Source organism: Bordetella hinzii LMG 13501, from assembly GCF_001548475.1.
In the GTDB taxonomy this organism is placed as follows: domain Bacteria; phylum Pseudomonadota; class Gammaproteobacteria; order Burkholderiales; family Burkholderiaceae_B; genus Bordetella; species Bordetella hinzii.
In genome coordinates this window covers 1-11,833 of record NZ_LRUJ01000064.1, presented here as the reverse complement: position 1 = coordinate 11,833, position 11,833 = coordinate 1, and the positions used below count along the sequence as shown (strand labels likewise).

General features: G+C 68.8%; 10 protein-coding genes. 9 read left to right on the top strand and 1 reads right to left on the bottom strand.

Annotated elements, in window-relative coordinates:
* Positions 1-128: 128 nt before the first annotated feature.
* Positions 129-1,475 (top strand): RNA polymerase factor sigma-54, encoded by a 1,347-nt coding sequence (rpoN, locus tag AXA74_RS23050; protein WP_032955946.1) that lies wholly within the window; start codon positions 129-131, stop codon positions 1,473-1,475.
* Between the two features lie 7 nt (positions 1,476-1,482).
* Here the strand turns inward: rpoN and AXA74_RS23045 are convergent, their stop codons facing one another.
* A complete protein-coding gene (locus tag AXA74_RS23045; protein ID WP_032979351.1) occupies positions 1,483-2,445 on the bottom strand; it encodes a LysR family transcriptional regulator in 963 nt (320 codons plus the stop codon).
* Between the two features lie 144 nt (positions 2,446-2,589).
* Here AXA74_RS23045 and AXA74_RS23040 point away from each other — a divergent pair, with 144 nt between their 5' ends.
* From AXA74_RS23040 to AXA74_RS23005, 8 genes are all read left to right on the top strand, one after another.
* Entirely contained in the window at positions 2,590-3,906 is a 1,317-nt protein-coding gene (locus AXA74_RS23040) for an MFS transporter (RefSeq protein WP_032979350.1), read from the top strand.
* A gap of 30 nt (positions 3,907-3,936) precedes the next feature.
* Positions 3,937-5,232 (top strand): ArgE/DapE family deacylase, encoded by a 1,296-nt coding sequence (locus AXA74_RS23035; RefSeq protein WP_029580983.1) that lies wholly within the window; start codon positions 3,937-3,939, stop codon positions 5,230-5,232.
* A gap of 216 nt (positions 5,233-5,448) precedes the next feature.
* Entirely contained in the window at positions 5,449-5,748 is a 300-nt protein-coding gene (locus AXA74_RS23030) for a hypothetical protein (protein ID WP_032956076.1), read from the top strand.
* A 144-nt stretch (positions 5,749-5,892) separates the two neighbouring features.
* Positions 5,893-7,014, top strand: coding sequence for an ABC transporter substrate-binding protein (locus tag AXA74_RS23025; RefSeq protein WP_126623578.1), 1,122 nt, complete (start codon positions 5,893-5,895; stop codon positions 7,012-7,014).
* Between the two features lie 68 nt (positions 7,015-7,082).
* Positions 7,083-8,963 (top strand): ABC transporter permease, encoded by a 1,881-nt coding sequence (locus tag AXA74_RS23020; protein WP_029580980.1) that lies wholly within the window; start codon positions 7,083-7,085, stop codon positions 8,961-8,963.
* A gap of 1 nt (position 8,964) precedes the next feature.
* On the top strand, positions 8,965-9,831 hold the full coding sequence (locus AXA74_RS23015) for an ABC transporter ATP-binding protein (RefSeq protein ID WP_029580979.1): 867 nt from the start codon (positions 8,965-8,967) through the stop codon (positions 9,829-9,831).
* Positions 9,815-10,552 carry an ABC transporter ATP-binding protein gene (locus tag AXA74_RS23010; protein ID WP_032979349.1) on the top strand — a complete coding sequence of 246 codons (738 nt, stop codon included), beginning with the start codon at positions 9,815-9,817 and terminating at the stop codon, positions 10,550-10,552. The genes AXA74_RS23015 and AXA74_RS23010 overlap by 17 nt, the downstream gene beginning before the upstream one ends.
* A 15-nt stretch (positions 10,553-10,567) precedes the next feature.
* On the top strand, positions 10,568-11,833 hold a 1,266-nt coding region (locus AXA74_RS23005), incomplete at its 3' end, for an FAD-binding protein (RefSeq protein ID WP_060833329.1).

Genomic DNA, 11,833 nt, shown 5'->3' with positions numbered 1-11,833 from the left:
GCCGCGCCCCCGCCCCGCCCCGGCGTCGCCCCGCGTCGCCCCGCGTCGCCCCGCGTCGCCCCGCGTCGCAGCCTGGCATGGATATTGCGAGGTTTCTGTATCCCTAGCCTCGCCTACCGGAGGACGACTTGAGCTACGCAAGCCAGGAACTACAGCTGCGCCAAGGCATGGCGCTGGCCCCCCGTCTGCAGCAATCGGTGAAATTCCTGCAGATGTCGACGCTTGAGTTCCAGCAGGCCGTCCAGCATGCGCTGGCGAGCAACCCCTTTCTCGAAGAGCCTGAGGAAGAGGCGCCCGCGCCGCCGCCGGCAGCCGCCGAGCCCGCCCACGTCGGCGAATATCCCCGGCCGCGCGCCGAGGGCGACAGCGACATCTTCGAGCGCGAACCCGCCCTGGATCCCCTGCGCGACCGCCTGGTCCAGGCGCTGGCCACCCTGCCCTTGTCGCGGCGCGACCGGACCCTGGCCCTCTACCTCATCGACGCCCTGGACCTGGACGGCTATCTGCGCCGCCCGCTGCAAGACCTGGCGGTGCCCGAGGACTTCGATCCGCCGCCCGACGAAAGCGAATGGCGCACGGCCTTGCACCATGTCCAGCAGTTGCACGCGCCGGGCATCGGCGCGCGCGATCTGCGCGAGTGCCTGCTGCTGCAATTGCGCGCCATGCCGGCCGGCCCGGCCCAGGCCCTGGCCCTGCGCATCGTCGAACGGCATCTGGCGCGCCTGGCGCGCAATGATTGGCCCGCGCTGCGGCGCGAACTGCAGAGTGACGACGCCACGCTGCATGAGGCCTGCGCGCTCATCCGCGGCCTCGATCCCAAGCCCGGCCTGCGCTACGACGACCAGCCCACGCCCTATGTGGTGCCCGATGTGCTGGTCGACAAAGTGGGCGAACGCTGGCGGGTGCGGGTCAACGAAGCCGCCATGCCGCGCGCCCGCCTGCACCAGCAATATGCCGAGTGGTTCCAGCATGCGCATTGCGCCAACCGCGAGTCGCTGCTGCGCGAGCTGCAGGAGGCGCGCTGGCTGGTGCGCAATGTCGAGCAGCGCCATGCCACCATCCAGCGCGTGGCCGAGGCCATCGTGCTGCGGCAGCGCCGCTTCTTCGACTATGGCGATGTCGCCCTGCGGCCCCTGATGCTGCGCGAAGTCGCCGAGGACCTGGAGATCCACGAATCGACCGTCTCGCGCGCCACCGCCAACAAATACATGAGCACCCCGCGCGGCCTGTTCGAGTTCCGCCATTTCTTCTCGCGCGAACTGGGCACCGAGGCCGGCGGCTCCTGCTCGGCCAGCGCCGTGCGGGCGCTGATCCGCGAGCTGATCGACGCCGAGAACCCGGCCCAGCCGCTATCGGACGTGGACCTGACCCAGCAACTGGCGCGCCACGGCATCGTGGTGGCGCGCCGCACCGTGACCAAGTACCGCGGACAGCTGAAGATCTCGGCGGTGGAGCTGCGGCGCGCCTACGGCTAGGCCGCCCTCATGTGGCCGAGGCCAGCCGCTCGCTCATCGGATAGCCGTCGATATAGTCGCGGAAGTGCTTGAGAAAGGCCGCCTCGGCCGGCGTACGATGGGCGTCGCGGTGCCACAGCAGGTGCAGGTCGACCGAACACACGCCCTCGCCCGGCGGCAGCCGCCACAGGCGGCCCTGCTCCAGGTCGAGCCGCACGCTGTGCTCCGGCAGGCAACCTATGCCATAGCCGGCGATCAGCAGGCGCTTGACCTCGTCATGCTGGGTGGAGGACGCCACCACGCGGCCCGAAAAGCCCCGCTGGTCGCGGAAAATCGTCAAGGGCGAGAGACTGTCGCCCAGGGCGTCGCTGGCAAAGGAAACGAAGTTCTCGCCCAGCAGTTCTTCGATGCGGATGTCCTGCCGGCCGAACAGGCGGTGATTGCGGCCGCAGAACAGCGCATAGCGCTGGTGCAGGAAAACCTTGTGATCCAGGCGCTTGGGCATTCGGCGGCACAGGGCGATGCCGGCCGTGGCGGCGCGCTGCTGCATCAGGGCGACGATTTCGCTGCTGGGCATCACGTCCATCTGCACCTCGATGCGCGGATGCTGCTGATGGAAGTCCGCCCAGAAATTGTCATAGACCGTGGAATGGATGCGGCTGGCCACCAGCAGATGGATGCGTCCGACGGCCTGCTCTTCGGTCTGCGAGACATCGTTCAGCAGCTGGGAGACGCAGCCATGGATGGCTTCGGCGGCGCGGCAGACTTCCTCGCCGGCATTGGTCACGGTGAAGCTGGTGTTGTGGCGCTCGATCAGGCGGCGCTGCAGGCGATCCTCCAGCCGCTTGAGCGCCTGGCTCACCGCCGATTGGGTCAGATGCAGTTTATTCGCCGCGCCGCTGATGCTGCGCTCCTGGACGATGACCAGGAAGGTCCGCAGCAAATTCCAATCCAGGCGTTCGCCGGTCCGGCTGTCCAGGAGTGTGTTCATGGCGATGGGGGCAAGGTAAGGCGTCGGGCGGCGCCAGACATTATTTTGAATAAAGTGGATTATTAAAAAGCATAAATTGACGTAATGTCCAGCGCGGAGCGATAAACGCGGATGCAAAAAACAGACCCATCCAAGGAGAAAACGATGGTCGCTCCCGCAAGTCCTCCCGCGGCCCGCCAGCCGGTGCGCGCCGCCACGGCCGCCTTCGTCGGCACCACCATCGAGTGGTATGACTTCTACATCTACGCCACCGCGGCCGCCCTGGTGTTCGGCAAGGTCTTCTTCCCCTCCTCCGATCCCTTTATCAGCACGATGGCGTCTTTCGGGACCTTCGCGGCGGGCTTCCTGGCGCGCCCGCTGGGCGGCGTGGTCTTCGGCCACCTGGGCGACCGGGTCGGCCGCAAGAACGCGCTCATGGCCACCCTGGTCATCATGGGCGTGGCCACGGTCGGCATCGGGCTGCTGCCCAGCTATGCGACGGCGGGCCTGTGGGCCCCCGCCCTGCTGTTGCTGCTGCGCCTGGCCCAGGGCCTGGCCGTGGGCGGCGAATGGGGCGGCGCGGTCCTGATGGCGGGCGAACACGCCTCGCAGCGCCGCCGCACCTTCGCCGCCTCCTTCGCCCAACTGGGCAGCCCTGCCGGCCTGATTCTCTCGCTATTGGCCTTCCGCCTGCTGACCACGCTCGATGAGGCCGATTTCGTCAGCTGGGGCTGGCGCGTGCCCTTCCTGATCAGCGCGGTGTTGCTCATCGTGGGCTACTTCATCCGGGTGGGCGTCAACGAATCGCCCGATTTCGCCCAGGTGCTGGCGCGCCAGGAACGCGCCGAGGTGCCGGCCAAGGAAGTCCTGCGCACCGCGTGGCGCACCGTGCTGCTGTGCATGGGCGTGTGCACCGTCGCCATTGGCGGCATCTATTTCACCAACACCTTCATGCTGTCGTACACCACGCAGACCCTGGGCCTGAGCCGCGCGCTGATCCTGGACTGCCTCTTCGTGGTGGCCATCATCCAGTTCCTGGTCCAGCCCCTGGCCGCCTGGCTGGCCGATGCGTTGGGCCCCACCCGGGTACTGATCACTTCGGCCGTCTGCTCGGTGCTCGCGCCCTATCCCATGTTCATGCTGGTCACCCACGGCAGCGCGTTCAGCATCATCGCCGGCATCGCCATCGTGCTGGTCTTCATGGCCGCCATCTATTCCGCCATGGCGGGCTATATCAGCTCGGCCTTCGCCACCCATGTGCGCTACTCCGGCATTTCGCTGTCCTACCAGCTCTGCGGCGCCGTGGCCGGCGGCCTCACGCCGCTGGCCGGCACCTGGCTGACCTACCACTACCCGGGCCAATGGCTGCCGCTGGCGATCTTCTACTCGGTGTTGTCGGCCATCACGCTCGTATCCATCTGGGCCCTGGCCGGCCACAAGCGGCGCCTGGCGCTGGATGCCCCGCGGGCCGCGGCCGCCTGATTCCCCTCTTCATCGCAGAAGGAAACCCACATGAGTACCCCTACCGCCCCCCTGAGCCCGCAGCAGGTCCGCCGCATCCTGGAAGCCGTGGACGCCCGTTTCGACGCCCAACTGGCCTTCACGCAGGACCTGGTGAGATTCCCCTCGCTGCGCGAGCAGGAGCATACCGCCCAGGACTTTCTGTTCGAGGCCATGCGTCAACGCGGCTTCTCGATGGACCGCTGGCGCGTGGACGTCAAGGACATCGAATCGCATCCCGGCTTCGGGCCGGTCACCGTTTCCTATGAAAATGCCTTCAATGTCGTGGGAAGCTACCGCCCCGAGCGGCAGACGGGCCGCTCCCTCATCCTGAACGGCCATATCGACGTCGTGCCCACGGGCCCGGTCGAAATGTGGAGCCGCTCGCCCTGGGATCCCGCCATCATCGACGGCTGGATGTACGGACGCGGCGCGGCCGACATGAAGGCCGGCCTGGCCGCCAACCTGTTTGCCTACGATGCCGTGCGGGCCGCCGGCTACGCGCCCGCCGCGCCCATCTATTTCCAGTCCGTGGTCGAAGAAGAATGCACCGGCAACGGCGCCCTGGCCGCGCTGCTGCGCGGCTACCAGGCCGATGCGGTCATCATCCCCGAGCCGGAAGAAAACATGCTGGTGCGCGCCAACGTCGGCGTGCTGTGGTTCAAGGTGCGCGTCCAGGGACATCCCACGCACACCCGCGAAATGGCCAATGGCTTCAACGCCATCGACGCCGCCTACGCCGCCATCGAGGCCCTGCGCAAGATCGAAGCCAAGTGGAACGGCCAACACCACTGCCACCGCCATTTCGAACACCTCGAACATCCCATCAACTTCAATATTGGCAAGATCGAAGGCGGCGACTGGCCCTCCACCGTGCCGCCCTGGTGCGAATTCGACGTGCGGGCCGCCATCTATCCCGGCACCACGGCCGACCAGGCGCGCGAGGAGATCGACGCCTGCCTGCGCGAAGCGGCGGCCGACCCCCGGCTGGGCGGCACCCCGCCCACCGTGACCTACACCGGCTTCTATGCCGAGGGCTATGTGCTGGAAGAAGGCAGCGATGCCGAGAACACGCTGCGCCAATGCCATCGGCAGGCGTTCCAGACCGAACTGGAGAGCTTCACCACGCCGGGCTACCTGGACGCGCGGGTCTTCGTCATCTACGGCAATATGCCCACGCTCGTCTATGGCCCCAAGTCACTCGACATCCATGGTTTCGACGAGCGCGTCCATATCGAGTCGCTGCGCCTGATCACCAAGTCCATCGCGCTGTTCATCGCGCAATGGTGCGGCGTGACGGAAAGCTGAGCGCCCGGCCGCGCCCGCTGCGATCTGCGGCCCGCGCTGGCCGCCGGCCTGCGGGCCGGGGCCATCGCGCTCATACAGGCGCCGGGCCGGCCCCGCCGGCGCCCCGCCTCGGTTAAAGTGGCGGCTATGAGCAGAAACAGCAAGCAAAAAGCGGCGAGCAAGGGCGGCGGCCGCTCGCCCAACTCCTTCTACGACGCCGAGGCCATCGAGCACTTCATGGCCTTGATCGGCCTGCAATGGCAGCCGGGCTCGGTCCAGCGGGCGGAGGTCCGCGCCAGCTACCGGCTGGGCCCGGCCCGGCCGTTGATCATCGACCATACCGAGGTCGAGTTCCATTGCGATGAACGGCGCGCCAAAGTCTGGGTGCCGGAATTCCAGCGCACCAGCTTCCATCAATGGTTCGAAGTCCCCTACCAGGAATTCGAATACACGCCGGGCGGCTCCATGCTCAAGATCAAGGCCCCCGCGCGCGGCAATGCGCCGCCCTACAGCGTCGGCCTCAAGCCGCTGGCCTGAGTCCCTCCCCCGATCCGCCATCGCCGCCGGGCAGGCAGGCCCGGCATTATGCGCGGGACACCTTTGCTTATTAGCAATAAATCGTGGAGGTAACGCTGACGATTTCTTAGGATTTTGTTTTGCAACATATTCCAGGACATCGTCATGTTCCGCTCCGCTACCCGCTTTGCCGCCGCCCTGGCCGCCGGCGCCGCGCTCGCCGCGCCCGCGCTGGCCGCCGAGCCGATCAATATCGGCTTCTTCTCGCACCTGTCAGGCAACTTCGCCGAATACGGCGCCAGCTTCAAGAACGCCGTCGAGCTCTACCTGGACGGCGTCAATGCCGAGGGCGGCATCGGCGGCCGGCCGGTCCGGCTCATCGTCGAGGACGACCGCAATTCGCCGCAGGAAGCCGCCACCGTGGCGCGCAAGATCGTCGCCACGCCGGGCGTGGTGCTGGCCATCGGCTCCTGGTCGACCACGGCCTCGCTGGCGGCCGCGCCCATCTTCGCCGAGGCCCGCATCCCGCAGATCAGCCCGACTTCCTCGCATCCGGACTACAGCCGCCAGAGCCCCTACCAGTTCCGGCAGAACAATACCGACGATGTGCTGGCCCAGTACAACGCCGACACCATCCACAAAAAGCTCAAGGCGCAGCGCATCGTCATCCCGTATTCGCAGGACGACTGGGGCGTGTTCACGGTCAAGGCCACCAAAGCGGCCATCGAGAAGGACGGCGGCCAGGTGCTGCTGACCGAGGCGGTGCTGCCGGGTTCCAAGGATTTCCGTCCGCTGATCAGCAAGATCAAGGCGGCCAAGCCCGATGGCGTCTTCGTGGCCCTGCCTTACCAGGAGGCGTCCATCTTCCTGCAGCAACTGCGCCAGGCCGGCGTGGACATCCCGGCCGGCGGCGGCATTCCGCTGACCTCGCCCAAGTTCATCGAGCTGGCCGGCAAGGCCGCCGAGGGCGTGGTGGTGCACAGCATCTTCTTCCCGGGCGACCCGTCCAAGAAAGCGTTTGTCGACGCCTACCAGGCCAAGTACGGCAAGCTGCCCGACCAGTTCGCCGCCCTGGCCTATGACGCCGCCGGCGTGGGCGTGGCCGCCATCCGCCGCGTGGTGGCGTCGGGCCAGCCGCTGACCGGCCAAGCCGTGCGCGACGCCCTGGCCAATGGCCCGGCCTACGAGGGGGTGACCGGCCAGACCCAATATGACCACGGCAACGTGAAGAAGGCCCCGACCTTCCTCGTGGTGCGCGACGGCGCCTTCCAACTGCTCAAGGACTGACGCGCCCCTGGTCATCGGCGAGCCGGCGGGCTGCCCCGCCGGCGCCGTCATTTTCTGGACTACCCGGCATGCTAGAACTCTTTGCCAGCCAAATCCTCAACGGCCTGGCCATCGGCCAGGTCTATGCCTTGATCGCGCTGGGCTTCTCCCTCGTCTTCGGCGTTTCCAACCTCATCAACTTCGCCCAGGGCGCCCTCTTCATGCTGGGCGCCTTCATCGCTTTCAGCGGCATGACCGTGCTGGGCCTGCCGCTGGTGCCCGCCGCCCTGCTCTCGGTCTGCGTGGTCACCGGCCTGGGCATGCTGCTCGAACGCCTGGCCCTGCGGCCGCTGGAAAACGCGCCCTACATCGCGCCCGTGCTCTCGACCCTGGCCATCAGCCTCATCATCGAGCAATTGGCCGAGATCATCTGGTCGCCCGAGGGCCAGTCCTTTCCGCTGCCTTTCGAAGAAGCCACGTTCTTCTTCGGCGCGGCCTATATCACCAGCACGGACCTGCTGATCTTCGGCTTCGGCGCCCTGTCCGTGCTGGCGCTGTCGTGGTTCCTGTCGCGCTCCTGGCTGGGCCGCACGCTGCGCGCCACGGCCCAGGACCGCGACGCGGCCGCGCAGCTGGGCATACGCACGACCCAGGTCAAGCAGCTGGCCTTCGGCCTGGCGGGGACGCTGGGCGCCTTGTCCGGCATCCTGGTGGCGCTGTACTTCAAGAGCGTGTTTCCACAGATGGGGCTGCCCTATGGCCTGAAGGGCTTCGCGGCGGCGCTGCTGGGCGGGCTGAGCAGCACGCCGGGCGCGGTGCTGGGCGGCCTGTTGCTGGGCATCGTCGAAACCTTGGCCAGCGCCTATGTGGGTGAAGGCTACCGTGACCTGGTGGCCTATACCCTGGTGCTCGTCTTCCTGGTGTTCCGCCCGCAGGGCCTGCTGGGCGACCGGCGGCTGGACGCCCTGGGCGGGGCGGGCGGTGCGGCCGGCGCCATGCCCAGCACCAGCGTGCTGGCCTCCTCGTCCAGCCAGCGCCGCGCCGTGCGCGCCATCGAGATGCCGCCCTGGGGCTTTCTGGCCGCCGGCGGCGTGCTGGCCCTCTTGCCTTTGCTCACGCACAGCGGCTATGTGCTGCAGGCCTTTGCCTACGCCATGATCTTCGCCCTGCTGGTGGCCAGCGTGACGCTGGTCTCGGGCGCGCTGGGCATATTGTCCATCGGCCACCTGGCCTTCTATGGCGTGGGGGCCTACGCGGTCGGCATTCTGGCGCGCAACCATGGCTGGCCGGCCGAGGCGGCGCTGCTGGGCGCGGCCGCCATCACCGCCCTGGTGGCCGCCGTGGCCGCGCTGCCCTTGCTCAAGCTGAGCGGCCACACCGCGGCGCTGGGCACGCTGGCCGTGGGGCAGATCGGCTATCTCCTCTTCATGACCTGGCTGGATGTGACGCGCGGGCCCATGGGCTTTATCGGCATCCCGGCGCCGCGCCTGGCGGCCTGGGGCGATGCGGTGCTCTCCAGCCTGTCGCAGAAGTACGGGCTGATCGCCGTCGTCAGCGCGCTGGCCCTGGCGCTGGCCCAGCGCCTGTTGAACTCCAATATCGGCCGCGTCTGGCGCGGCATCCGCGAAGACCGCCTGGCGGCCCACGCGGCCGGCCTGCCGGTGCGCCGCTACATCCTGCTCGGCTTCGCGCTCTCGGGCGCGCTGGCCGGCGCGGCCGGCGGGCTGTTCGCCTATGTGCAAAGCGTGGTCAGCCCGGAGAGCTTCACCGTGAGCGGCTCCATCCTGCTGCTCACGCTGGCCGTGCTCGGCGGCCTGGGCAATCTCACCGGCGCGGCGCTGGCCGGCTTTGCGCTCACCCTGCTGCCCGAACTGCTGCGGCCCTTCGCCGAATGGCGCATGATCGCCTACGGCGCGGCGCTGCTCATCATGCTGCGGCTGCGTCCGCACGGCCTTCTGGGAGCGCGCTGACATGAGCCATCCCGATACCCTGCCCGGCAAGCAAGGCCTGCGGGTCGAAGGCCTGAGCCGCCATTTCAGCGGCGTGAAGGCGGTCGACGAGGTCAGCTTCGACCTGCGGCGCGGCCAGGCGGTGGCCCTGGTCGGCCCCAATGGCGCCGGCAAGTCCACCCTGATCCAGCTGCTCAGCGGCATCGAGCGGCCCAGCGCCGGCCAGGTCTGGCTGGACGGCCGCCGCATCGACGGCCAGCCGCCCGAGCGCATCGCCCGCCTGGGCCTGGGCCGCAGTTTCCAGACCTCGCGGGTCTTTCCCGCGCTGACGGTCTGGGACAGTGTGCGCCTGGGCACCCAGGCCCAGCTCTTGCGCGCCCGCGGCCCCAGGCTGCGGGATCCGCTGACCGAAGTGCTGGGCGAGCTTGGGCTGCTGCCGGGCTGGCGCCAGCGCCGCGAGGAAGCCGACGCCCTGGCCGAGGCCGCGCTCAAGCGCTTTGGCGACCGGCTCTGGCCGCGCCGCGACCAGCCGGCCTTCAGTCTCTCGTACGCCAACCGGCGGCGGCTGGAGATCGCCCGCGTGCTGGCCGCCCGGCCGCGCTATCTGCTGCTGGACGAGCCGGCCGCCGGCATGAATCCCAGCGAAACCGCCGAGCTCACCGATATCCTGCTGGCCCTGCGCGCCGAACAGCCCGAGCTCGGCATCCTGGTGGTCGAACACAAGCTGTCGCTGGTGCGGCGCATCGCCGACCATGTCATCGTGCTCAACCAGGGCCGCATACTGGCTACCGGCGAACCCGCGCATGCGCTGGACCAGCCCGCGGTGGTCGAAGCCTATCTGGGGCGCACGCGCGCGCGCCCCGTCCAATCGGATGCCCATCTTGGCTGACTCCCTTCCTCTTCTTTCCATCGACGCCATCGACGTGCATTACGGCGCCGTGCAGGCGCTCTATGGCGTCAGCCTCGCGGTCCACGCCGGCGAGGTGGTGTCCGTGCTCGGCGGCAATGCCTCGGGCAAATCCACCACCCTGAAGTCCGTGCTGGGCCTGGTCCGGCCCAGCCAGGGCCGCATCCGGCTCGACGGGCGCGACATCCAGGGCTGGCGGCCGGCCGATGTCATCGACCTGGGCGTGGCCAGCGTGCCGGAAGGCCGGCGCGTCTTTCCCGAGATGACGGTGCAGGACAACCTGCTCCTGGGCGCCTACCCGCGCCGCAAGGAGAAAGCCGCCATCGCCCAGGACCTGGCCGAAGTGTTCGAGGTGTTTCCGCGCCTGGCCGAGCGCCGCGCGCAGGCCGCCGGCACCCTGTCCGGCGGCGAACAGCAGATGCTGGCCCTGGCCCGTGCCTGGCTGCGGCGCGGCCGCCTGGTCTGCATCGACGAGCCCTCCATGGGCCTGTCGCCGCGCTTCGTGGACACGGTCTATGACGTCCTGTTCCGCTGGAAGGCGGCCGGCCAGACCATCCTGCTGGTCGAACAGAACGCGCGCATCGCGCTGGAGCTGGCCGACCGCGCCTATGTGCTGCAACATGGCCATGTGGTCATCGAAGGCATGGCGGCCGACCTGGCCGCCGATCCCGCTGTCCAGCGCGCCTATCTCGGCGCGGCCTGAAACCCATCCCCGATCATGAACGACGCAACTCTTCACTCCATCGAGACCGACGTGCTGGTCATCGGCGCCGGCGGCGCCGGCATGAGCGCGGCCATCGCCGCGGCCGGACAAGGCAGCCGCGTGCTGCTGGCCGACCGCAGCCTCATCGGCCGCGGCGGGGCCACCATCATGGCCCAGATGACGGTCGCCGCGGCCCTGGCCGAGCAGCAGCCCGACCACTGGACCCACCATCTGCGCGACACCCTGGCCGCCGGCCGGGGGCTGTGCAATGAAGACCTGGCGCGCGTGCTGTGCGAGGACGGCGTGGCCGCGATCCGCCAGCTCCAGGACTGGGGCGTGGGCTGGGCGAGCGGCGGTGGACACCTGACCCAGGTGCAGGCGCCCGGCCATGACCGGCCGCGCTGTGTCTACGTCGATTTCCTGAACACCGGGCCCGCGGTGGCCAAGGTCCTGCGCGCGCAGGTGGCGCGCCGTCCGGAGATCCACCGCGTGGGCGACCTCATCATCATCGAGCTGCTCAAGCACGAAGGGCGCGTGCTAGGGGCGCTGGCCCTGCACCTGACCACCGGCCATCCCGTGCTCATCCAGGCCGGCGCGACCATCATCGCCACCGGCGGCCTGACCCGGCTCTACCGGCGCAACAGCGCCTCGCTCAACATGGGCGGCGACGGCCTGGCCATGGCCTTGCGCGCCGGCGCGCGCCTCTTGGACATGGAGTTCGTGCAGTTCTTTCCCATCGGCCATCTGGCGCCGCGCCTGGTCGGCTTCGATCCCATCATGTGGGACCCCTTCCGCTACAAGCTGGGCGGCCGCCTGCTCAACGCCCAGGGCGAGGAGTTTGTCGACCGCTACGGCAACCGCAGCGAAGACGGCCGCTATACCACGACCCGCGACGCGGCCACCTACGCCATCCTCAAGGAGGTCGAGGCCGGCCGCGGCTCGCCGGCCGGCGGCGCCTGGCTGAGCTTTCTGCATGTGCCCGCCGAGACGCTGAAAGCGGCCTTCGGCCCCATCATCAAAAAGCTGGAGGCCGCCGGCATCGATCTCACCCGCCAGATGGTGGAGGTCGCGCCCATCGCCCACTACCATATGGGCGGCATCCGCGTGGACACCGATATGGCCACCGACCTGCCCGGCCTGTACGCGGCCGGCGAAGCCGTCGGCGGCGCCAACGGCGCCAACCGCCTGTCCGGCAACGCCATCACCGAGGCCGTGGCATTCGGCCTGCGCGCCGGGCGCTCGGCCGCGCAGGCGGCCCGGCTGGCGCCGCGCTGCCCGCCC